This is a genomic window from Streptosporangium sp. 'caverna' (assembly GCF_003203775.1).
In the GTDB taxonomy this organism is placed as follows: Bacteria; Actinomycetota; Actinomycetes; order Streptosporangiales; family Streptosporangiaceae; genus Streptosporangium; species Streptosporangium subroseum.
On sequence record NZ_CP029711.1, the window covers coordinates 7,142,930 to 7,165,599 of the forward strand.

Below are 22,670 nucleotides of genomic sequence, written 5' to 3' on the forward strand. Positions count from 1 at the left end.
CCGGCACCGTCCGATGATGGGGTGAGACAAGGAATGCACTGATGACCGGTAGCGAGAACGCGTTCGCCACGGACGACCTCTGGGAAGAGTTCTGGATCAATCTCTCCCCGGTGTGGCGGCGGGTGTTGTGCGGCTCCGACACCCTCACGCCCCCGCCCGCGACTCCGATCCTGCGTCGACGCCGCCTCACCACCGATTTTGAGTGGGTGGGGACCTTCGAGCCCGTCAGGTCGCTGCCGGCCGTGACGCAGGCGCTGCTGTGGGACGACAACGGCATGGATCTGGGCCCGTTGACGGGCCGGTCCTGGCAGCTGCTCCAGTTGGGCGGCCCCGCCGGGGTGGATGTGCGGCAGCTGAGCGGAACTCCCATTCGCCGACTCATCCTCTCGAATGTAGACGTGGAGGACCTGTCGGGCCTGCAGGACGTCGTGGGCCTGAGATCTCTCGCTCTGGCGCATGGCGACTTCGGGTCGCTGCCGCCCCTCGATCACCTCACCGAGCTCGTCCTGCACGCGGAGGCCGACGTCGACATCACCGCCGCGCGGACCCCCGGCCTTCGGGTCACCCGCCTCAGCGAGCCCTATTTCCCACCCTTCGGCCCCGACGACGTGTGAGCCGTCGCGCGGGCCGAGAGCCGCGCGACCTCGTCATCGGTCGCCCGCACAACGAACCAGAGGGCGTCCGAACAGTCATGTGATGTGCCCTGCGTTTTCCGGTGGGGTGCTTCGAAGGTTCCGGGCAGCGAAATCACCGTGATTCAGAGGCCTGGCGGCTCAGAACATCGAGATCTGATCCGCGATGATGACTGACCTGCGGTGATCTCCCAGAAGGCGTTCTGAGCCGGGCTTTTAGCGTTCGCTGGTTCTCGTTGTTTCGCATTGCTTCTCGCGCCCATGTGCCCTGGATGTGCCCCTGCCCTCGTAGAACTGAGTGACCTCCGACCCGTAACGTGGTCACCTGCGAAGACAGCTCGATCTTGCCGATGATCAGCAGTTACGCCTGCGAACGCCTCACATCACTTCTCGCTGATTCCAGTGCCCCACAGAACGGCGACGGAACAAGAGCAGACCTAAGAGGCGCTTCCTGGCCACCCCACGGCTCGACGACTCAGCGCTGCCTTGTATGCGATCGCGGACTTCTCTCCCCCTCAACGACCGCAGTCCGCCATGTTCAACCTGACGAAAGCACGGACGCCCCCGAGGAATGGATGATATTTCAAGAAGCGCAACGGCTGACACCGAAGCTGGGTATTACAGAGGAGCACTATCAATGGATTACACCCCTATCCTTGCCGCCACGATTGCTGTGGTGGGGACATTGGCCGGGACGTTCCTCACTCAGCGATCATCGCTTCGCGGCAAGCGGCTGGACTTCGAGCAAGCCAAGGTCCAGCGAAATGAGGACCGAAAGAGCACAGAGCGGAAAGAGTGGCTGGAACAGCGACGTGCGTGCTACGTGGCGTTGAATATCGCCATCAGGCAACACCGTACGGCCATCAACGATCTCCTGCACGGCGTCCGTGACGGCGAGGTCAGCGAAGAGGTAAGAGCCGACCTCGCACAGACACGCCGTGCGTACGTCGAACGTCACGCTGAAGCTCAGATGATCGCCCCTCGGGAAGTGTTGAAGACGGCCGGCTTGGTAAGAGAGCACCTCAGTAGCTGGTATGGCGTGGCCAGAAGATTGGACCAGGAAATCCCTGGCGAAGGAGAAACCCTGGACGCGGCTTTCGCGTACGGCGAGCGTTTCTGGGAACGGGGCGAGCGCATGCGTGCGGCAATGCGCAATGACCTTGGAATCTCAGACGCCTACGATGAGGCTTCCGAGGCCGGCCGGGACACGGGAAGCCTGTAGTACCTGAACTGCGCCGAGGTATATCAAAGCCCCTATCAATCCCGGCGCGGTTCGGACAGGGCGGACGAGCTGGCCTGTAGGCCGGATTCTAATTCGGCCTGCCCGTGACCTGCGGCGGAATCAGGGAAACCGCTTCTGGGCTGCCGGAACGCTGCCGTCAGTTGACAGTGTTCGCCACTGTCTTCCGAAGCCATGTGCCCCCAATGTGCCCTCTACGCTTCCTCATCATGTTCAAGGACCATCACGTCGGCGGCTTTCACGGCGGGAACGTCCTCCTCGGACGGGCTAGTCTGGCCCGCTCCAAAGCCGCCGGAGTCCGAAGCTGATCAGCCACATCTGCACGGCCAGAACAGGAACCGTCAGCAGCATCCCCAGAGCGAAAGCCTCCTCCATCGTGGGCGAGCCACCACAGTCCAGGACGCCTCCCCCTTCGTACTGCTCGCACTGGATTCCGCGGATGACGCCTGTCATGATGAGCCAATCCACGAGTGCGCAAGCCAGCAACGACATCACCTTCGAAGACCGCCTGTCCCTGACCTCCTGATAGAACCAATCAAAGACGTCGGCGAAATCGCGTCAACCTGACCCCGACGCCGCCTCGAGACAGCTTGCGTGCAGGCATGTCAGCTCAGCAAAGGACCACTTCGACTCCGCGCCTCTCAAGGAGCTCCACAACGAGGTCGAAGAAGGGCGGCGACTTCTGTCCGTTCTCTTCCTCGAATCGCTCGATCAGATGCGAGTGGGCGACATCTGAGTGGCGCCACATCAGCGTGAAGGGCGTCGTCGCTCCGAAGCCGCCGCTCGTACAGTCGGCAAGAGCGCTGAGATTCCAGCCGAAGTATCCGCCGGGCCCGTTAATGGCCTCACCTATCGCAAGGTAGAAGCTCGTCTCATCGATGACGGGTGCCCCCTCAAGCTCGTACGTGGCTCCCGGCAGATCGTCCGGCGGCCTGGAGCGGTGGAAGGTGCAGCCTGCGACGACCTCGATCCACGCGCGTCTTCCTTCGGCGCCATACTCGGCCCAGAGGGTAGGCGACTCCGGCCATCCCGCACGCCAGCGCTCCCAGATCGGCTCGGACACCGAGGACGGCCGGCCCATGGGCGCATCCACGGTGAGATCAATCAACGAGGGTCCACGCTCAGAAGCGCACCAGTCGATGATCTGACCTCCGATCCAGAACCCGCCGAGATGCTCCCCCATCGCGTCAACCACCTGCAGATCGCCAAGATCGAGGGGATTTCTCCGCCGGTAACGATTAGACCCATTGAGGTAGTCGAGAAGCTGCTGGGACAGCGTGCAGCCGATCAGCTCGTACGGCGGCGCGGCTTCTTGCGGGATGTCGATGAAGAGGCCCTTCGCATCCAGGCATGAGCACATGATCAGGTCGTCCTGGTCGACTAGGCGGTACCTTGGGGATCGAGTCGGCTCAACGACGTTCACATCTCACCTTCCAGGCCGGCGAAGCGATTACCGGAACAGCAGCACCAAATTCCCTGATCGACCGTCCGCCCGTCACCACCAGTCAAGGCGATTGATCGGCGACAACTTCCCCAGGTCCTCGTTGAACTCCTGCGTACTGACCTCGAACGGAGCGAACTCTTCCAGGTCCAGGGTCGCGTAGGTTAAACCACCGAACCGATCCTCGTGGTGCTTCTCGTCGTAGGCGATGACATGGCCATTGGCGTAGACCTCGATCTGACGACACACATCGCCGGCCTCGTCTACAGCCAGGTACCAAAGCGACGTCCCCCAACACTCGTATTCATCACCGCGCGTTTCGTCCCACCGCCGCCGGAAGTACCTCATCTCCGCATCTTCGCACCCACCTGGCATCTGAGATCCGTAGGCAAGGGCAGACGCCTCGTCAGCGGCATCTCACCCTGCTCAGATGGTGGTTACGAGTGGGGCGGCTCGCACGGCTCGCTGTCCTGGCAGAGCGGCTGGAGCCACTGCGACTGAGTACATGAGTAAGGGGGCGTTGTCTGCCGGCGTCTTCCACGGTCTGACGGAACAGAGTCCCGCCGCCGCGTCAACGCGGGACGGCAGTGGGCAACTCGGCTTCGATGAGGTCGGCCGCCCGGGCCGCGCCACCTTGCTCACGCACGTGGCGTCGGATGTCGGCGCAACGAGCTGACACGCCGGCGTCGGACGTGAGGTACAGCAGTGCCTCTCGCAGTTCTTCGGGCGTAACGGTGGCCAGATCAATGACGCGGGCCACGCCGAGGGCGGCGAGCTGCTCGGCGTTGGCGAACTGGTCGGCCGCCTGCGGCGCGGCGATCATCGGGGTGCCGCAGTACAGTCCCTCGCTGCTGCCCCCCATGCCCGCGTGGGTCAGGAACGCGTCCGCCTGCTCCAGGATCGCGAGCTGCGCGACCCAGGAGTGCACTTCGACGCTGTCCGGGAGGACGCCGAGTTCCGCCGGATCGACGTGTTTGCCGATCTGCAGGACGGTGTGCCAGCCGGGCAGCGTACCGAAGGCGGTGATGCAGCGCCGGTAGAACTCGGGGTGCCGGGTGAAGGCCGACCCGAGGGATACGAGCAACACCTTGTCGGCGGTCGCCGGGCGGGTCCAGGAGTCCTGATCGGGCCGGTCGCCGAAGATGGGGCCGACGAAGCTGTGGACGACCGGGTCCACGCGGTCGGCGTTTGGCTGCAGAGCGCGCGGGATGAGCGCCAGGCAGCGCGCCGGTCGGCCCTGGAAGGCGACGCTGTCCGTGACGGACGATCCGTTGTCGGCGAGCCACGTCGCGAACCTCCGGTAGTAATCCGCTCCTCGAGGGTCGGCACGCATGGCCTCGACGACCTGTTCCATCTCCTTTTCGTAGCCGTCCCAGGCCACGAAGGTGGGTGAGAGCTGGATCGCCGGGATTTCCCACTGTTCGCCGAGGAGCCGGGCCGGTGCGCCGGCGATGTCGTAGAGGAACAGGTCGGGCCGATCGTTGGCGTACATGGCACGCAGCTGCGGGAACATGGCGATCGCATCGTCGAGGAAGAGCGTCAGCTGCTCGATCGGGTCCTCGGTCCATGCCTCGTCGGAGGTCGGCAGGGTCGACTCGTACGGCTTGAGCTCGGCCCCGGTGCGTTCGATGACGTCGGCGAACGAAGGGGCGTTCGCGTATGTGACCCGGTGGCCCCGTGCGACGAGGGCGCGCACGATGTCCAGGCTTGGGTTGACGTGCCCGTGGGCCGGGATGCTGACCATGGCGATGTGGGACACGGTTCTCCTTACGACAGAGTGGCGAGACGAAACGTCTCGTCACGCCAGATTGCCCGCAATGGGCTCCCCTGTCAAGACGAGGCGTATCGTCTCGTTGAGATAAGGTGATCCCATGCCTGGTCCCGACCCCTCCCGCCGCAACGAACGCTCCCGCCGGGCGGTCCTCACCGCCGCGTTGGACCTGCTGGCCGAAACCGGCTACTCCGACCTGACCATCGAGGCGATCGCCGCACGCGCCGGCGTCGGCAAACAGACGATCTACCGCTGGTGGCGCGGCAAAGGAGCGGTGATTCTGGACGCGCTCGTGGACGCCGCCGCGGTCGCCGGCGACATCGTGTTGCCCGACACCGGTGACCTCGGCGCCGACCTGCGTACCGTCATCCGGGGCACGGTCGCCGAATTCGCCGATCCGCGGTTGTCCGCCACCACCCGGGCGCTCACCATCGAGACTCTGGCCGACGACGAGCTCGCCGAGCAGGTACGCGACCGGCTCCTGCGGCCCCAGCTGGCCGCGGTACGGCTCCGCCTGCTCGCAGGCCGGCGCGCCGGTCAGGTCCGTGGCGACGTCGACCTCGATCAGGTGATCGAGCTCCTCTTCGGACCGATCTACCACCGCTGGCTGCTGCGCACCGGGCCCCTCACCGACGCCTACGCCGACGGCGTGGTGCAGCTCACCATGGCCGCGATCGCCCCCGTAACCGCCCCTCGCCAATGACCAGGGACGACCGTGCCCATAAGGGGCCGGTGTCTTTTCGGTGCCGGCGAGGGAGAGTCGTCATCCGGATTCTCCCTGGTCTCGGAGTTTTTTAAGGATCTTGTTGCCCGACGTCGAGTGATCGGCTTCGAACGACAGACGAACACCGTCGATCCCCGAATCGCCCGTCCCCGATCCCTCAGGTTGCCCCGGGCTGGTCAGGAGCGCCCTCGATGCTCCGATCCGGCTCGATGAGGTGGGTGGACGGCCCGGTGGTCCGGGGCCCGTTCTCCTGAACTAACTTTGGAGGTAAAGGGGCTGAGGAGAGGCGCCGGGGCGATGGACCTAGAGATCGATTACGGGGCGGTCTTCAAGGCCCTCGTGGCCCCGCTGCTGTTGCTGACGCCGGACTTCGTCGTGGTGGCGGTCAACGACTCCTATCTGAAGGTGACCGGGCGGCGCCGGGCGGACCTGCTCGGCCGGCGCTTCTTCACCGTCTTCCCCGGCAATCCCAACGCTCTCAACGATCCTGACATGCAGGGGGCGGATTGCCTGCGTGCTTCGCTGGAACGGGTTGTCGCCACCGGCGAACGGGACACCATGACGCTGCAACGGTATGACATCGAGGCGAGCGGCAGCCCCGGGGCATTCGAGGAGCGGTACTGGAGCACGATCAACATGCCCGTCCTCGGCCCGGACGGTGAAGTGAAACTGATCATTCACCGTAGCGAGGAGGTCACCGGCTTCCTCCAGCTGCTGAGGCGGTCCGGCGAACACGGCCTCATCAGCGCGCGGGCGGAGGTGGAGGCGTTGGAAGCCGACGTCTACGTTCGCGCCCGCGAACTCCAGGACCTCAACGAACGGCTCCAGCAGGCACACAGACAGCAACGCCAGACCACGTCGGCGCTGCGGGAGACCATCGAGCGGGAGCGGCGGTTCGTCTTCGACGCATCCCACGACCTGCGCAACCCGATCACCGGGCTGCTGACCGAGCTGGAGGTCGCGCTCTCAGAACCCGACACCGGCCTGCAGCAGATCCTGCACAAGCTGCTGCGAGGCGCCGAGCGACTCGACGACATCGTCGCCGATCTGCTCGAACTCGCTCGGCTGGACACCGCGACGCCCGCCGCCACCGAACCGGTCGACCTGGGCCGCCTCGTCGTGGAGGAGCTGGAGCGCCGCACTCTGACCACCACCGTCCTTGTCCGGCTCGATCAGCAGGTGGTGGTGCACGCCTCCCGGATCCGGCTGGCCCGGCTCCTGGCCAACCTGCTGGCCAACGCCGAACGGCATACCACTACCGTGATCGAGATCATCGTCACCACCGTCCCGCCCGACGCGGTCCTGGAAGTCATCGACGACGGACCCGGCATTGCCCCGGCCGACCGCGAAAGAGTCTTCGAACGCCTCTACCGCCTCGATGATGCCTGTCGCCAGGATCCCGGCGGCTCCGGGCTCGGTCTGCCCATCGCCCGCGAGATCGCCGAGAGCTACGGCGGCCACCTGCATGCCGCCGACCACCCCACCGGTGCCCGCTTCGTCCTCAACCTCCCTCTCGCCGCCTAAGGTCTGCCGCACGAAGTTGGATCGTTGCGACGATTCAGCCGTGCGCTCGCAGGGATCGCGCCAGCCACTGGTAGTCCGGCGTTGTCGTCGGGCGTGGCTGCTCGCCGCGGATGAGCGCCATCAGCTGCCAGTAGCGCTCGGCCTGCGCGTCCAAGCCCGCCTCGACACGCTCCAGAACCTCGGCACGGCGGGGTGCGCCGGCGTTCGTGCCGAGGAGTTCGTCGAGGACCCCCGCGGCCTCTGCCGACTCGGGAGCGACGCCGCGCTCACGGGCCGCGCCGACGAGTAGGGCGACCTTCTTGGCGAAGAACATGAAGGCGCCGGGCTGCCGGCCGGGGCCCGTCTGGGTGCGGCCCGTGGCGTTGTGCCGCACCATGTGGCGCATGCGACGGCGGAAGTCCGGGTCGGTGACCAGCTCCGCGAGTTCGATCCATGCGTCGACCTGCTCGGGCGTGGGGTCGTCGGGCAGCCCCGGCATGGTGCTGCGCATCCGCTCGTACAGCTGCGGGTCGGCGTCCAGGCCGCTGAAGACCTCGTCGACGAAGTCCTCGATGATCGCGGCGCGTTCCTGGGCGGAGAGCCTTGCCAGTTTGTTCATCAGTTCCATCTCCTCGGTGTCGGATTGCCGCCTGGCCACCGTGCTCAGCACGGCCCGGCTCAGGCGCAGGGCCCGGATCTGTGCGTCCAGCGCCCGCACATGGACGGCCGCGACGGCCGCGACGGTCGTCTCCCGCCGCACCACCCGCCGCACCTCCGCGTGACCCAGCCCCAGCTCGCGCAGGGTGCGTACAAGCTGGAGCCGGGCGACGGACTCGGTGCCGTAGAGCCGGAAACCGGCACTGGTACGGCCGTCCGGGGGCAGCGCCCCGATATCGGACCAGTAGCGGATGGTGCGCACCGAAAGTCCGGTGCGCCGGGAGAGCTGCCCGATGGTGAGCAGCTCACGGCCTTCGTCGTTCACATGAGGAGTGTGGACCTTCCAGCCGCTGGAGATTCAAGTGCGTCTCCGCACCGATCTCCGCCGGCATGCGGGCGGCACGGGCGGATACCGGGCGCCCTCCCCTCACGCACCTGTGTCCGGTGGCCGCATCGCCGCCATCGGACAGGTCGTCGACCTCGATCACCGAAGGACACGGGGTGAGACACGCCTCCGCCATGCCAGGGGGCGCCGACGGTCACGATTGTCTATCGCCACCGGAAGAATCCGCGACGGCGTCGATACATAAAGTAGCCAGCTGATTTCATAAAGTGATATCGCCCGACCGGACATCATCGCGAGCACCTCGGCACCCGCACGTGCCAGGGCGGGAGGAGAAGTCGTCAGCCTTTCCACCCGGCCACATGCGGGCTCCCGTCCCGTCCGCGGTGAGGCATGCCCGGCCGGTTCGGCTCTCATACGGTGCACTGCTCACATGCTCGGAGGTGCTCATGATCGAGGTACTCATCGTCTCGGGCCTGCTGGCGGCCGCCATCATCACGGTCCTGGTGATCATCGTCAGGCGGCTCAACACGACGAGTCGCCGGCGGGCCGTGGCCACGGCCGACCGCGACCAGGCGGCCTTCGAGCAATGGCTCGACCTCCAGCCCAGCGACGCCGAACGGCAACTGGCGCTCGGCGAGCTCGACGAGATCTTCACCAGCGGCCGGATCGGTCAGCCGGAGCACACCGAGCGCGTCACGATGATCATGGAGGCTCAGACCAATCGCGAGGCCCAACAGGCGTTGGAAGAACTGAGGTCACCGGACGAGGTGTAAGGGAGCGGGTGTCGTCCGAGACTGCGCGCGACGCCGGTACGCCTACCGCAGCGGCGATCCCGAAGCTCACACACGTCACGAGGCCCACAGAGAACACGGCCGGACACCGATGGGTATCGGTGTCCGGCCGTGGGCGCTCTGACTACGGCGGCATCAGATGATCATTGACCGACGGTCTCAGTGGCCGATGCGGTCCGAGTCGTCGGCGGCTGCCTCACCCTGATCCAGGGCCGACATGGCCGCGACCTCGTCGGGGGTCAGGGTGAAGTCGAAGACGTCGATGTTCGCCTTCATCCGCTCCGGGCTGGCGGACTTCGGCACCGTGATCAGGCCGAGCTCGATGTGCCACCGCAGAACGACCTGTGCGGGCGTCCTGCCGTACCGCTCGGCGATCTCGACGATCACCGGGTCCTTGAGCAGCTCGCCGCCCTGGCCGATCGGGCCCCACGACTGCGTGGCGATGCCGTGTTCGGCGTGGTAGGCCCTGGCGGCGTCGCGGGTGAGGCCCGGGTTGAGCTGGATCTGGTTGACGTCGGGAACCACGCCGGTCTCGGCGAGCACGCGGTCGAGGTGGGCGGGCTTGAAGTTCGACACGCCCAGGGCCCGGATCCTGCCGTCCTCCAGCAGCTTGGCCAGACCCTTGACGGCGTCGACGTAGCGGTCCTGCCGGGGCAGCGGCCAGTGGATGAGGTACAGGTCGATGTAGTCGACGCCGAGACGCTCGGCGCTGGCCGCGAACGCCTCCTGCACCCCGTCGTAGCCGTGCCACTCACCGTTGAGCTTGGTGGTGACGAACAGCTCCTCCCGTGGCAGGCCCGACGCGCGCAGGCCGCGGCCGACGCCCTCCTCGTTGCCGTAGGCGTAGGCGGTGTCGACGAGGCGGTAGCCCGCCTCGACCGCCTGGACCACGGCCGTCTCGGCCTCTCCGTTCGACATCGGCCACGTGCCCAGGCCGATCAGGGGAATGGAGGCGCCGTGGACGAGCTTCAGCGTCGGGGATCCGGGTGTCTTACTCATGGGGCTGCGGGTCCTTCGGGGGAAGTACGGACGGGGATACGGGGGATCGGGTAAACAGACCAGTCGGTCCAACGGAACCCGAGTCAGGTCCATTCCACGCCCTGGCAGGCGCGAGAGTTGTGGACTATCTTACTGACGTGATCGTCAAGTCTGAGGCACTGACCAGCCGGGGCCGGCGGACGCGGGCCGTGCTCATCCAGGCCGGTCGGGAGGCGTTCGAGGAGCAGGGCTACGACGCCGTGCGCATCGACGACGTCTGTGCGCGGGCGGGCGTCTCCCACGGCACCTTCTACACCTACTTCGGCTCACGGGAGGACCTGTTCCGCGAGGTGGCCGGGGCGGTGGTCGGCGAGATGTTCACCGCCAGCGTGGTCGGGCCCGCCGCGCCCGAGGATCCCTACGCCAGGATCGAGGCCGCCAACCTGCTCTACCTGCGTGCCTGGGCCTCCAATTCCCGGCTCATCCGCATGCTGGAGCAGGTCGCGACCAACGACGAGAGCTTCCGCGAGCTCCTGCTGGAGCTGCGCGAGGTCTTCGTGCGACGAGGCGCGGAAGGGCTGCGCCGCCTGCAAGAGCAGGGTCTGGCCGATCCGGCCCTGGATCCGCGGCTGACCGCCGTGATGCTGGGCGGGATGGTCGAGCACTTCGCCCACGTCTGGCTCGACCTCGGCGAGCAGGCCGACGAGCGGACCGCCGTCGCCATGCTCACCACGCTCTGGGCTCGGGCCATCGGCCTGACACCGGCGTCAACCAGAGGAGAGGATTCATGAACCGGCTGGACACCTCCGGAATCGAGTATTCGACCCGGCGCGAGGCGATGCTCGCCAAGCTGGCGGAGCTCGACGCCGAGCAGGCCAAGGCGGTGGCGGGCGGCGGCGAGAAATACGTCGAGCGGCATCGCCGGCGAGGCAAGCTGCTCGCCCGGGAGCGGATCGAGCTGCTGGTCGACCCGGATTCGGCGTTCCTGGAGCTCTCTCCGCTGGCGGGCTGGGGCAGCGACTTCCCCGTCGGGGCGAGCGTGGTCACCGGGATCGGGGTGATCGAGGGCGTCGAGTGTGTGATCATCGCCAACGATCCGACCGTACGGGGTGGTTCGTCCAACCCGTGGACCCTGCGCAAGACGCTCCGGGCCGCCGACATCGCCTTTGAAAACCGGCTGCCGCTGGTCAACCTGGTGGAGTCCGGCGGGGCCGACCTGCCGACGCAGAAGGAGATCTTCATCCCGGGTGGCCGGATATTTCGTGACCTGACCCGCCTGTCAGCCGCCGGGATCCCGACGATTGCCCTCGTGTTCGGCAACTCCACCGCCGGTGGGGCGTACGTTCCCGGGATGAGCGACCACGTGGTCATGGTGAGGGGGCACGCGAAGGTCTTCCTCGGCGGGCCGCCGCTGGTCAAGATGGCCACCGGGGAGGAGTCCGACGACGAGTCGCTGGGCGGCGCCGAGATGCACGCCCGGGTCAGCGGCCTGGCCGACTACCTGGCGGCCGACGAGCACGACGCGCTGCGGATCGGGCGGCAGATCGTCAGGGGCCTGAATTGGCGCAGGCTGGGGGTCGCCGCGCATGCCGTACGGGATCCGCTGCACGACGAAGATGAACTGCTGGGAATCGTCCCCGAGGACCTGAAGATCCCCTTCGATCCGCGCGAGGTCATCGCGCGGATCGTGGACGGCAGCGACTTCGACGAGTTCAAGCCCCTGTACGGCGGGAGCCTGGTGACGGGGTGGGCCCGGCTGCACGGCTACCCGATCGGGATCCTGGCCAATGCCCGGGGGGTGCTGTTCAGCGAGGAGGCGCAGAAGGCGGCGCAGTTCATCCAGCTCGCCAACCAGGCTCGCACGCCGCTGGTCTTCCTGCAGAACACGACCGGCTACATGGTCGGCAAGGACTACGAGCAGGGCGGCATCATCAAACACGGCGCCATGATGATCAACGCGGTGTCCAACTCGACCGTCCCACACCTCACGATCGTCATGGGCGCCTCGTACGGCGCGGGCAACTACGGCATGTGCGGCCGGGCGTACGACCCCCGGTTCCTGTTCGCCTGGCCGAGCGCGAAGTCCGCCGTCATGGGGCCGGCGCAGCTCGCCGGGGTGCTGTCCATCGTCAGCCGGGCCTCCGCCCAGGCCCGGGGTCAGGTCTACGACGAGGAGGGCGACGCGGCGATGCGCGAACTGGTCGAGGCGCAGATCGAGGCCGAGTCGCTGCCGTTCTTCCTGTCGGGCCGCCTCTACGACGACGGGGTCATCGACCCCCGCGACACCCGCACCGTCCTGGGCCTGTGCCTGTCCGCCGTCAACAACGCCCCCGCCCCGGAGCCCGCCGGCTTCGGCGTCTTCCGGATGTGATCATGATCCTGACATTCCCAGAGTCCCCGGAGGCTCCGTGCCCACCCGGCCGGAACCTCGCCGGGCCCACCTCTCCCCCGGCCCGTGAGCTCGCCCTCCGTCTGCCGTTCCGGGCTCGATCGTGATCGGCCGTCTTCTCGTCGCCAACCGGGGCGAGATCGCCCGCCGCGTCTTCCGTACCTGCCGTGACCTCGGCATCGAGACCGTCGCGGTCTTCTCCGACGCGGACGCCGACGCGCCACACGTGGCCGAGGCCGACCAGGCCGTACGGCTGTCCGGCGTCAAACCCGCCGACACCTACCTGTCGACAGAGAAGATCATCGATGCGGCCCGCAGGACCGGGGCCGACGCGGTCCACCCCGGCTACGGCTTCCTGTCGGAGAACGCCGCGTTCGCGCGAGCCGTACTGGACGCCGGTCTGACCTGGATCGGCCCGCCTCCGGAGGCCGTCGCCGCCATGGGGTCCAAGATCGAGGCCAAGGCGCTGATGTCCGGCGCCGGGGTTCCGGTGCTCCCCGGTTTCACCGCGGGGCCCGGCTACTCGATGGACGACCTCGAACGGGACCTGGACGTCGTTTTCACCCGGATGAGCGGTTCGGCGTCCGGCTGGTCGATCCCCCTGCTGGTGAAGGCCTCGGCGGGCGGCGGCGGGCGCGGGATGCGGATCGTACGGCTGACCGACGACCTGCCGGAGGCGGTCGAGTCGGCACGGCGGGAGGCGCTGTCGGCGTTCGGAGACGGGACCGTCTTCGTCGAACCCCTCCTGGAGCGCGCCCGGCACATCGAGGTGCAGATCCTGGCCGACCGGCACGGGACGGTGTGGGCGCTGGGCGAGCGCGAGTGCTCGATCCAGCGGCGGCACCAGAAGGTGGTCGAGGAGACCCCGTCCCCGGCGATCTCCCCGGAGATGCGGGAGCGCCTCTGTGACGCGGCGATCAAGGCCGCGGAGACGATCGGATACGTCGGAGCCGGGACGGTCGAGTTCCTCGTCAAGGACGACACGGTCGCGTTCCTGGAGATGAACACCCGGCTCCAGGTGGAGCACCCCGTCACCGAGTGCGTCTACGGCGTCGACCTCGTCGAACTCCAGCTCAGGGTCGCCGAGGGAACCCGGCTCGCCGCGTCGCCGCCGCGGCCGTCGGGCCACGCCGTCGAGGTCCGGCTCTACGCCGAGGACCCCGCCCGCGACTGGCTTCCGCAGAGCGGCACCCTGCACCGCTTCGACGTCCCCGGCGTGGACGCCCGCTTCGCCCCCATGTCCCACGGCCTCCGGCTGGACTCCGGGGTCGAGGACGGCTCGGAGATCGGCGTCCACTACGACCCGATGCTCGCCAAGGTCATCTCCTACGGCGCAAGCCGTGCCGAGGCGGTGAGAAGGCTCGCCACCGCCCTGGCGAGCGCCCGGATCCACGGCCCCGTCACGAACCGGGACCTCCTGGTCAGGGTCCTGCGCCACGGGGCGTTCCTCGCCGGAGACACCCACACCGGATTCCTGGACGAACACGACCTGACCGGGCCCGAACACGACCCGGCAGGGCCGGTCCATGACCTGACCGGGCCCGAGCAAGGTCTGTCCGAACCGGTCCATGACCTGGCCGAGCCGGAGCACGCGTCGACGGGGCCGGCCCACGACCCCGCGGGACCGACGCGGGATCCGTCCGCCGGGCCGCGTGCCCTGCCCCTGTCCGCCCTCGCCGCCGCCCTCGCGTCGGCGGCGGCCAACCGGGCGGCGGCGACCGTGCAGGCCGGGCTGCCGAGCGGGTGGCGCAACGTGGTGTCGCAGCCGCAGCGCACGGCCTTCGCCGAGACGGAGGTCGCCTACCGGATCAGCCGGGACGGCCTGCGAGCCGAGGGACTCCCCCACACGGACCTGGTCAGCGCCACCCCCGCCCTGGTGGTCCTGGAGACCTCGGGCGTGCGGCACCGCTTCGCCGTCGCCCGCTACGACGGGGTGACCCACGTGGACTCCCCCCTCGGTTCCGTACGGCTCACGCCCCTGCCCCGCCTCCCCGAACCCGTCGTGCACGTGGCCCCGGGCTCCCTGCTGGCTCCCATGCCCGGTACGGTGCTGCGCGTCGACGTCAAACCCGGCGACCCCGTCGGCGCGGGGCAGGTGGTCATGGTGCTGGAGGCCATGAAGATGGAACATCGCATCACCGCCCCCACCTCGGGCACGGTCTCCGCGCTGAACGTGACGCCGGGCCGGCAGGTCGAGGCGGGGACCGTACTGGCCGTGATCGAGGAGCGGGATTGACGTCCTCCCCAGGACCAGAGCCCGGGGTCTCCACGATGGAAGGATTGGGATGAACACCGACGGTGGTTGGCCAGTGGAGCGCCTGGTGCACAAGGAGGTGTCCGGAGGGGTCGCGACGATCACCCTGGACTCCCCGCGCAACCGCAACGCGCTGTCCGTGCGTCTGCTCGGCGATCTGGAGGACCGGCTCAACTGGGCGCTGGCCGCCGACGACGTCCGGGTGATCGTGCTCACCGCGACCGGGCCGGTGTTCTGCTCCGGTGCGGACCTGAAGGAGCAGCGGGTCGAGCCGGGCAACGCGCACGAGGCGCCGGTGACCGCCTCGTTCCCGGAGATCATGAGCCTGATCTGGGAGAGTCCCAAACCGGTCGTCTGCCGGTTGAACGGCACCGCCCGCGCCGGAGGGCTGGGCCTGGTGGCGGCGTGCGACTTCGCGATCGCACCGGACTCGGCGTCGTTCGCGTTCACCGAGGTCCGGCTCGGCGTGGTCCCCGCGATGATCTCGGTGACGGTGCTGCGGCGGCTCGACCCCCGGGCCGCCGCCGAATACCTGCTCACCGGGGAGGTCTTCGACGCGGCCCGCGCGCAGGAGATCGGCCTGCTCACCCGGGCCGTGCCCGAGGAGGACCTCGACGGCGTGGTCGCCCACTACACCGGCATGCTGCTGCGCGGCGGCCCGGAGGCGCTCGCGATCACCAAGCAGCTCGTGCGGACCGTGCCCACGCTGACCGTCGAGGAGGGCATGCGCCAGATGTCCGAGCTGTCCGCTCAGCGCTTCACCTCCGCCGAGGGCCAGGAGGGCATCGCCTCCTTCATGGAGAAGCGTCCCGCGTCCTGGATCCCCGAGTCCGAGGGAAACTGATGCCGCGCGCCGACCGCTCCGGCTTCATGGAGAAGCGATCCCCGTCCTGGACTCCCGAACCCGAGGAGACGTGATGCCGCGCGTTGCCGACCGCTCCGGCTTCGGGGAGAAACGACCCGCGTCCCGAAAAGACGTGATGCCGCCCGCCGCCGACCGCTCCCGCTTCGGGGAGAAGCGACCCGCGTCCCGGGTTCCCGGGCCCGAGGGGGATTGATGCTGCGCATCGCCAACTGCTCCGGTTTCTACGGCGATCGGCTGTCCGCCGCCAGGGAGATGGTGGAGGGCGGCCCGATCGACGTCCTCACCGGCGACTGGCTCGCCGAGCTGACCATGCTGATCCTGGCCGGCAACCGGGCGAAGGGCCGTCCCGGCTACGCCCCGACCTTCCTGACGCAGCTGGAGCACGTTCTCGGGACGTGCCTGGACCGGGGGATCAAGGTCGTGTCCAACGCGGGCGGCCTGGATCCGGCCGGATGCGCCGCCGCGGTGAGCGAGCTGGCCGGCAGGCTCGGACTGTCAGTGAAGGTCGCGCACGTGACCGGCGACGATCTGACCGGCCACGAACTCGGCGATGCGACGAACCTGGACACCGGGGAGAAACTCCCCTCCGCTCCGCTGACCGCCAACGCCTACCTGGGCGGCCGGCCGATCGCCGACGCCCTGTCCGCCGGGGCGGACGTGGTGGTGATCGGGCGGGTCACCGACGCCGCGCTGGTCACCGGGCCGGGGATCTGGCGGTACGGCTGGCACCCCGGCGACTATGACGCGCTGGCCGGCTCGGTGGTCGCCGGGCACGTCATCGAGTGCGGCTGCCAGGCGACCGGCGGGAACTACGCGTTCTTCGGCGAGGTGCCGGACCTGGCGCACTGCGGGTTCCCCATCGCCGAGCTGCACGCCGACGGATCCAGCGTGATCACCAAGCATCCCGGGACCGGCGGGCTGGTCTCGGTCGGCACCGTCACCGCGCAGCTGCTCTACGAGATCGGGTCGCCCCGCTACCTGGGACCCGACGCGATCGCGCGGTTCGACACGATCCGGCTGGAGCAGCAGGGGCCGGACCGGGTCCGGATCTCGGGGACGCGCGGTGAGGCCCCGCCCGACACGCTCAAGGTCGCGATCAACTACCTGGGCGGCTACCGCAACACCATGACCATGGTCCTGACCGGCCTGGACATCGAGGCCAAGGCCCGGCTCGCGCAGGACGCCATCTGGTCCCGCGTCCCCAGGGAGTCCTTCGAGCAAGTCCACGTCGAGCTCACCCCGATGGCCGACACCGCCCTGCTGCGCATCACCGTGATGGACGCCGACTCCAGAAAGGCGGGGCGCGCCTTCTCGTCCGCCGTGGTCGAGACCGGCCTGGCCAGTTACCCGGGCTTCTACGGTCTCACTCCTCCGGGCCAGGCCTCCCCCTACGGCGTCTACTGGCCCACCCTCATCCCGGCGCGGGCCGTACAGGCACGTGTCTGGCTCGACGGCCGGCAGCTCGACCATCGGCAGTCCGACGGCCCGCCCGACCATCGGCGGCCCGACGACTCCCCCGATCGGCAGCAGCCTGGCGACTCCCTCGATCGTCAGCGACTCGACGGCCCGCAGCTCGACGGTCAGCGGTCCGGCGGCGGGCAGGCCGACGGCGGTGAGGGTTCCGTTCCCCAGACGGCACCGGCCGCGTCAGCGGTCTCTCCCTGGATTCCCGGGCAGGACGAACCGGCGATCGAGGACGGCGACCTGACTGCCGTACGGACCCCACTGGGCACGATCATGGGCGCCCGTTCCGGGGACAAGGGCGGAAACGCCAACCTGGGTGTCTGGGTCCGTACGACCGGGCAGTTCGACTGGCTGACCGGCTACCTGACGGTTGAGCGCCTGGCGGAACTCCTCCCCTTCACCGCGAAGCTCAGGGTCGAACGCTTCGAACTCCCCAACCTGCTCGCCCTCAACTTCGTGATCCACGGTCTCCTCGGCCGAGGCGTGGCCGCCAGCCCCCGCCTCGACGCCCAGGCCAAGGCCCTCGGCGAGGAACTCCGTGCCAAGCTCGCCGAGATCCCCCGGTCCCTCCTCCAAGCTCCCGTACGGCCCGCTCCCCCGGCACCACCCGAATAGGCACTGCCCTACGGAAAGCACATCCTCAGGCGTGAACGGCTGACCGCCACCACGCCCGCCCCGCTCACCCCCACCCGGTCCGCCCGCCGGCCGCTCCAACAACCATCCGGCCCCGCCTTCTCGCCTTCTCGCCTTCTCGCCTTCTCGCCTTCTCGCCTTCTCGCCTTCTCGCCTTCTCGCCTTCTCGCCTGGATGATCATCATTTCGGGTGGATCTCCACCGTCGGCAGGCGTCGGCAAGGCCGAAGACCGCAGGTCAAGGCAGGCAAAGACTTGCCGAAGGGGTCGTGTCGCGGCCACGGACCGGCGTGGCACAGGTGTTTCCTGGGTACCCGTATTGGCCTTACTTCCTTGGAGGTCGGGGATGAGGAAGTTGCTATTTGTCGGCGCGCTCGCGGTTGGCTTGTTCGCCACCGGATGCGGCGGCACTGAAGAGAAGGACGCGACCGAACCAATCGCGGCGGACGGGGTCAAAGCAACACCGACCTCATCCGCATCCGTATCCGCGTCCACGACGCCGGCCGCGGCCGGCGCCGTGGTCGATCTGGCGGAAACGAAGATCGGAAAAGTTCTGGTAGGTGAGAAGGGCCGCACGCTCTACCTCTTCGAGAAGGACAAGAACGGGAAGTCGGCGTGTTCGGGCCCCTGTGCTCAGGCGTGGCCGCCGTTTGTCATGTCTGAGAAGCCCAGAGCCGGCAACGGCATCAAGGAGAACCTGCTCGGCACCACCAAGCGTGACGACGGCGAGATCCAGGTGACCTACAACGGTCATCCGCTCTACTACTACATCAAGGACCAGAAGCCGGGCGACACCACTGGCCAGGACGTCAAGGGATTCGGCGCCGAGTGGTATGCGGTGAACACGAACGGCGAGAGGGTGCACGGCTAGGACCGTCCCGTTCCAGGGCGTCTCATCTGAGGATCGCGACGGCCGCCGCACCTGTTCGGGGCGGCGGCCGTCGCCGTTCCCGGGCCAGGCGTGACGCGCCGTACGGACGACCGCGCCTCCGTCCCGGCGGCACCCTCCGCCACGTCGACGGCCTCGGACGGGCCGTTCCTGTCGGTCCCCGATGCGACACTCGGACCACGGAGAACCCCCGTATGGACAAGGGAGAGACGTGGATGGCCGAGTCCGATCCGCCACGGAGTGACGTGCGCATCAGAGATGTCGAAGACGACGACGTCGAGCTGTTCTTCGAGCACCAGCTCGACCCGGAGGCGACCCGGATGGCGGCGTTCCCCTCACGGGCGAGGGATCCCTTCATGGCTCATTGGGCCAAGATCCGGGCCGACCGGACGGCCCTGATGCAGACGATAGTCGCGGACGGCCGCGTGGTCGGCAACATCGTGAGCTGGGACCAGTCGGGGGACCGCGAGATCGGCTACTGGATCGGCCGTGACCACTGGGGCCGTGGCATCGCGACGGAGGCGCTCGCCCTCTTCCTCGGCCACGTGAAATCGCGCCCCCTCCACGCCCACGTCGCCGTGCACAACGCCGGCTCGATCCGGGTGCTGGAAAAGTGCGGCTTCCAGCGGCTCGCGGCGCAGGAGAACCAGCCCCTGGCAGCCGACGGGATCGAGGAGGTCGCGTTCATCCTGAAGGCCTAGCCACCGCATCGGGCCGGAAGCGTGGCAGGCCGACCGGCCTGCCACGCCGTACCCCCGGGCCCGAAACCCGGCCACGACTAACCCGCGAGCTGGTGCCGGGCAGCGGTCAGGGCCGTCTCGATGTCGACGCCGAGCTCACGCACGGCCGTCGCGTAGGCCCGTGCCGCTTCCTCGAGCCGTTCGCCACGCTCGCTCTCGCTCATCTCGGGAATCCCCCGCACGACGGTGCCCTGTCCCACCTTGCCTCGTAGGTATCCGGCGCTCTCCAGCTCTCGATAGGCCCGCGCGACCGTCCCGGACGCCAGGCCGAGATCTCGGGCGAGCTGCCGGATGCTCGGCAACCTCGCCCCCACCCCCAGCTCACCGGTGCGGATCAATGCGGCGATCTGCGTCCTCAGCTGTTCGTACGGCGGGCTGGAGCCTCCCGGGTCGATCTCGACGATCACGCCGTCACCCTCCGCTGGAACCGGCGCACACGCCCTCGGATCCCGAACCAGGCGTAGAGGGCCGAGAAGGCCATACCCAAGGTCAGCCAGGTGGAGATCCAGTTGAACGGTTCGGGGGCGTCGAGATCGAGCATGACGGCCCACATCACGTCGGTGGCGGCCAGGCACATCAGGGCCAGCGACGCACCGCTGATGGTCTGCAGCGAGCCGGCGCGGATCGCGTCGTCCGCCGCGGTCAGATCGGCGGCCAGCACCGGCTGGGAACGCCGGGTGACGAACCATCGCGACAGCCACAGAACTGCCGCCACCACGGCTAGGCCCACGCCGTCCAGAATCACTCTCGACGGTCGCACGTCCGGTCGCTCGGCACTCGGCCACAACAGGTAACCGGATACCTGGCAGGCCAGGGCCGCGACGATGAGCGCCGGGCCCCAGCGTGCGCCCCAGGACAGGTAGTCGCCGGAGCGGCGCACGGTGAGGGCGGCCCGCCGCGGACCTTCGGGCGGCGCCGGCCATATCGACGTCCTGATCTCGGCCATGAGCGCGCCGGCCAGGTAACCGGCCGCGCCCCAGAAGTAATAGGCGCCGGGGAGGGCGAAGGCGCCGCCTGCGACCCATCCGGCCGCCCCGCCGAGCGCCCGCCATCGGGCCCCCATCGCCAGATAGCCGATCAGGATCGGCCCGTTGCCGGTCGTGACGGTGATGTCGTGGGAGACGGCAAAGGTGGCGAGCCGTGCTCTGCTGACCGGTGCGAACCCGGCCAGCAGCACCAGTGTGGGCACGGCGAACATCCACGCGAGCGCGAGGGCGAGTTGTCCCAGCGATGACATGGAAGGCTCTCCTGGCATTGCGACCAAGACGCGAATGTACCAATATGTTAATACACTTGGATCGGCGGGAGACGTTATGACGTCGGTGATCACCGACGAGACCTGGGCGCTGATCGCGCCGCGTCGTTCATGGCGGCGACGGCTGGCCGTCGCCGCGTCCATCGTCACCGTCATGGCCATGCTCGCGGTCGCCGCCTGGTGGGGCGGCGCCGCCGCCCCGCGTCTGAGCGCCACCCCCACGCTGGTCGAGCCGGGAACGACGACCGGCCGCGCCCGGCTTCACGCGAATCTTCGCAACGAAGGGCTGATCCAGGCCAGTCCGTCGTCGATCTCGCCGGGCACGACCTTGGCCGTCCACTCCGTCGAACCGCATTACTCCGGCGGCCCGGACGGCCCCGCCGACCTTCTCTGGCTTCCCCGCGAAGGCTGGACGCTCCCCGCGGGCGCCCACCGGCCACTGGTCCTGGAAGTGGATGTCTCCTGCGGGTCCGAGACCAACCTGTGGCATCTGGAGATGGTGGCCTACGGTCCGAACGGCGGCGCCGAGGTGAGCGTTTCCTGGAAGGACGGGCCGCTCCCCGACTGGCGGCGCGCCGTGGTCGACGCCGCCTGCGGCTGACCCCGTACAGGCCATGGCCCCGGAGGTCTCATCGGAGCGTGGCCGAGAGCGATCAGCGGGGCGCGACGGCTCATCGCTCAGTTCGTGCCATTGGCCGCATACGTGGTGCCGTTGGCCGCACTTCCGGAGTGGAGCGCCCGCAATTTCATGATTGAAACGTTCATGCAACCTTTCAAACTCTACGATTGCACGCAATTGCTCCATAGGACTGGCTCGGGAAGGGATCAGCCATGCGACTGCGGTTTCTTGGCTCCACCTCGGAGGCGGGCGCCTGCCCCTCTCTCTACGAAACCGACCGCGGCACCATCGTCGTCCAGGGCCTGCATGTGACCGACCCGGAAGCCCTGGCCGATCTGCGCGACGTCCTGGACGGCGAGACCATCATCGAGGTCCCCCGCGAGCTTCTCGTAGACATCGCCCGCAGGGTGCTTCTGTAAATATTGGTCACGATTGGGAGCCGTCTATGGCATGATCCACCGCCCGGGTCTAGCGTCGTGCGCACCATGCGGGAGATGACGTGAATACGCGGAACGACCAGGTCGGCAGAGACTGCGGCGCCTCGCCCACACGACCGGTTGAGGAGATCGTGTGAGTGAGTTCCAGCAGGCCAGGGCCGACCTGGGCGCGCAGCTTCGGCAATTGCGTGAGTCGGCCCGTCTATCGGGCAAGGATCTGGCCGAACGGCTCCGGTGGCAGGCTTCCAAGATCTCCCGGCTGGAGAACGCCCGCCAGACCCCCACCGAGGACGACATCGTCCTGTGGGGGCGAGCGGTGCAGGCCACCCCGGAGGCCATCGAGGAGCTCGTTGAGCAGGCCTCGGCCCTGCTGGAGCGCCAGGACTCCTGGCGGCAGCGGCATCGCAGCGGCCTGGCCGCACTCCAGGAGGACATCCGGGAGATGGAGGCCCGGACCACACTGCTGCGGGTCTTCGAGCCGGGCGTGGTCATCGGCCTGTTGCAGACCACCGAGTACGCCAGGAGCATCTTCACCCGGATCAAGCGCCTCTACAACGCACCCGACGAGATCGACGCGGCCATCAGGGTGCGCATGCAGCGCCAGGAGATCCTCTACGACCAGAACAAGAAGTTCAGGTTCGTCCTGCCCGAGGCCACGCTGCGCTACCGGCTTGCCCCGCTCGACGTGATGCGCGGGCAGCTCGACAGGCTGCTGGCCGTGACCGCGCTCCCCAACGTGGAGTTCGGCGTGATCCCCTTCGAGGCTCCCCTCCCATCCGCGCTGCTCAACGGCTTCTGGATCTACGACGAGGACCACGTGGCGGTGCCGACCAGGACCAGGGACCTGATCCTCCGCGACCCGGATGACATCGCCTTCTACATGCGGGCCTTCGAGGAACTCTCCGAGGCCGCGGTCTTCCGGGACGAGGCCAGGTCGGTGATCGTGAGAGTGCTGGAGGACTTCGCCAGACAATCGGCAGGCAAAAAGCCGCAATTGCTTGATTAATCCCCCAAGATCGTGCAATTCTCTGTCGAGACGGAGG

At 68.2% G+C, this 22,670-nt stretch carries 22 protein-coding genes; 15 read left to right on the top strand and 7 right to left on the bottom strand.

Annotated elements, in window-relative coordinates; translation table 11 throughout:
• The first annotated feature begins 41 nt into the window (after positions 1 to 41).
• Complete coding sequence (locus DKM19_RS31230) at positions 42 to 614, top strand: hypothetical protein (RefSeq protein WP_110700578.1); 573 nt, start codon at positions 42 to 44, stop codon at positions 612 to 614.
• 655 nt (positions 615 to 1,269) lie between these two features.
• The gene (locus DKM19_RS31235; protein ID WP_110700580.1) at positions 1,270 to 1,854 is read left to right on the top strand and encodes a hypothetical protein; all 585 of its coding nucleotides are present in this window, start codon (positions 1,270 to 1,272) and stop codon (positions 1,852 to 1,854) included.
• A gap of 628 nt (positions 1,855 to 2,482) precedes the next feature.
• Here DKM19_RS31235 and DKM19_RS52095 read toward each other — a convergent pair.
• From DKM19_RS52095 to DKM19_RS31255, 3 genes are all read right to left on the bottom strand, one after another.
• Positions 2,483 to 3,295, bottom strand: coding sequence for a barstar family protein (locus DKM19_RS52095; RefSeq protein ID WP_110700584.1), 813 nt, complete (start codon positions 3,293 to 3,295; stop codon positions 2,483 to 2,485).
• Positions 3,296 to 3,367: 72 nt separating this feature from the next.
• On the bottom strand, positions 3,368 to 3,661 hold the full coding sequence (locus tag DKM19_RS31250) for a hypothetical protein (protein WP_110700586.1): 294 nt from the start codon (positions 3,659 to 3,661) through the stop codon (positions 3,368 to 3,370).
• 223 nt (positions 3,662 to 3,884) lie between these two features.
• Positions 3,885 to 5,057 (bottom strand): macrolide family glycosyltransferase, encoded by a 1,173-nt coding sequence (locus tag DKM19_RS31255; RefSeq protein ID WP_204359186.1) that lies wholly within the window; start codon positions 5,055 to 5,057, stop codon positions 3,885 to 3,887.
• 127 nt (positions 5,058 to 5,184) lie between these two features.
• Here DKM19_RS31255 and DKM19_RS31260 point away from each other — a divergent pair, with 127 nt between their 5' ends.
• Positions 5,185 to 5,787 carry a TetR/AcrR family transcriptional regulator gene (locus DKM19_RS31260; RefSeq protein WP_110700590.1) on the top strand — a complete coding sequence of 201 codons (603 nt, stop codon included), beginning with the start codon at positions 5,185 to 5,187 and terminating at the stop codon, positions 5,785 to 5,787.
• A gap of 318 nt (positions 5,788 to 6,105) precedes the next feature.
• Positions 6,106 to 7,332: a PAS domain-containing sensor histidine kinase gene (locus DKM19_RS31265; RefSeq protein WP_110700592.1), complete on the top strand. Its 1,227-nt coding sequence runs from the start codon at positions 6,106 to 6,108 to the stop codon at positions 7,330 to 7,332.
• 34 nt (positions 7,333 to 7,366) lie between these two features.
• On the opposite strand, the gene DKM19_RS31270 is transcribed toward DKM19_RS31265, so the two are convergent.
• A complete protein-coding gene (locus tag DKM19_RS31270) occupies positions 7,367 to 8,293 on the bottom strand; it encodes a MerR family transcriptional regulator (RefSeq protein WP_110700593.1) in 927 nt (308 codons plus the stop codon).
• Positions 8,294 to 8,760: 467 nt separating this feature from the next.
• Here DKM19_RS31270 and DKM19_RS31275 point away from each other — a divergent pair, with 467 nt between their 5' ends.
• Complete coding sequence (locus DKM19_RS31275) at positions 8,761 to 9,087, top strand: DUF1707 domain-containing protein (protein WP_162641914.1); 327 nt, start codon at positions 8,761 to 8,763, stop codon at positions 9,085 to 9,087.
• Positions 9,088 to 9,264: 177 nt separating this feature from the next.
• On the opposite strand, the gene DKM19_RS31280 is transcribed toward DKM19_RS31275, so the two are convergent.
• Positions 9,265 to 10,104 carry an aldo/keto reductase gene (locus tag DKM19_RS31280; RefSeq protein WP_110700597.1) on the bottom strand — a complete coding sequence of 280 codons (840 nt, stop codon included), beginning with the start codon at positions 10,102 to 10,104 and terminating at the stop codon, positions 9,265 to 9,267.
• Positions 10,105 to 10,223: 119 nt separating this feature from the next.
• Between DKM19_RS31280 and DKM19_RS49940 the strand changes: the two genes are divergently transcribed.
• From DKM19_RS49940 to DKM19_RS31320, 7 genes are all read left to right on the top strand, one after another.
• Positions 10,224 to 10,874, top strand: a complete 651-nt coding sequence (locus DKM19_RS49940; protein WP_162641915.1) for a TetR/AcrR family transcriptional regulator — start codon at positions 10,224 to 10,226, stop codon at positions 10,872 to 10,874.
• The gene (locus DKM19_RS31295; protein WP_110700601.1) at positions 10,871 to 12,454 is read left to right on the top strand and encodes an acyl-CoA carboxylase subunit beta; all 1,584 of its coding nucleotides are present in this window, start codon (positions 10,871 to 10,873) and stop codon (positions 12,452 to 12,454) included. Before DKM19_RS49940 ends, DKM19_RS31295 begins: the two co-directional genes overlap by 4 nt.
• A 121-nt stretch (positions 12,455 to 12,575) precedes the next feature.
• Positions 12,576 to 14,708 carry a biotin carboxylase N-terminal domain-containing protein gene (locus tag DKM19_RS31300; protein ID WP_110700603.1) on the top strand — a complete coding sequence of 711 codons (2,133 nt, stop codon included), beginning with the start codon at positions 12,576 to 12,578 and terminating at the stop codon, positions 14,706 to 14,708.
• Between the two features lie 49 nt (positions 14,709 to 14,757).
• Complete coding sequence (locus tag DKM19_RS31305) at positions 14,758 to 15,570, top strand: enoyl-CoA hydratase-related protein (protein WP_110700605.1); 813 nt, start codon at positions 14,758 to 14,760, stop codon at positions 15,568 to 15,570.
• Between the two features lie 213 nt (positions 15,571 to 15,783).
• The gene (locus DKM19_RS31310; RefSeq protein WP_110700607.1) at positions 15,784 to 17,670 is read left to right on the top strand and encodes an acyclic terpene utilization AtuA family protein; all 1,887 of its coding nucleotides are present in this window, start codon (positions 15,784 to 15,786) and stop codon (positions 17,668 to 17,670) included.
• A 363-nt stretch (positions 17,671 to 18,033) separates the two neighbouring features.
• The gene (locus DKM19_RS31315) at positions 18,034 to 18,558 is read left to right on the top strand and encodes a hypothetical protein (protein WP_110700610.1); all 525 of its coding nucleotides are present in this window, start codon (positions 18,034 to 18,036) and stop codon (positions 18,556 to 18,558) included.
• 263 nt (positions 18,559 to 18,821) lie between these two features.
• Entirely contained in the window at positions 18,822 to 19,277 is a 456-nt protein-coding gene (locus DKM19_RS31320) for a GNAT family N-acetyltransferase (protein WP_110706133.1), read from the top strand.
• A gap of 77 nt (positions 19,278 to 19,354) precedes the next feature.
• On the opposite strand, the gene DKM19_RS52100 is transcribed toward DKM19_RS31320, so the two are convergent.
• Positions 19,355 to 19,723 (bottom strand): GntR family transcriptional regulator, encoded by a 369-nt coding sequence (locus DKM19_RS52100; RefSeq protein WP_239513678.1) that lies wholly within the window; start codon positions 19,721 to 19,723, stop codon positions 19,355 to 19,357.
• Complete coding sequence (locus DKM19_RS52105; protein ID WP_239513679.1) at positions 19,720 to 20,553, bottom strand: hypothetical protein; 834 nt, start codon at positions 20,551 to 20,553, stop codon at positions 19,720 to 19,722. The genes DKM19_RS52100 and DKM19_RS52105 overlap by 4 nt, the downstream gene beginning before the upstream one ends.
• A 76-nt stretch (positions 20,554 to 20,629) precedes the next feature.
• Between DKM19_RS52105 and DKM19_RS31330 the strand changes: the two genes are divergently transcribed.
• The 3 genes from DKM19_RS31330 to DKM19_RS31340 all read left to right on the top strand — a co-directional run bounded on the left by DKM19_RS31330 (position 20,630) and on the right by DKM19_RS31340 (position 22,633).
• Complete coding sequence (locus DKM19_RS31330) at positions 20,630 to 21,172, top strand: hypothetical protein (protein WP_110700612.1); 543 nt, start codon at positions 20,630 to 20,632, stop codon at positions 21,170 to 21,172.
• A gap of 230 nt (positions 21,173 to 21,402) precedes the next feature.
• Positions 21,403 to 21,609: a hypothetical protein gene (locus tag DKM19_RS31335; RefSeq protein WP_110700614.1), complete on the top strand. Its 207-nt coding sequence runs from the start codon at positions 21,403 to 21,405 to the stop codon at positions 21,607 to 21,609.
• A 151-nt stretch (positions 21,610 to 21,760) separates the two neighbouring features.
• Entirely contained in the window at positions 21,761 to 22,633 is an 873-nt protein-coding gene (locus tag DKM19_RS31340; RefSeq protein WP_089207102.1) for a helix-turn-helix transcriptional regulator, read from the top strand.
• Positions 22,634 to 22,670: the final 37 nt, after the last annotated feature.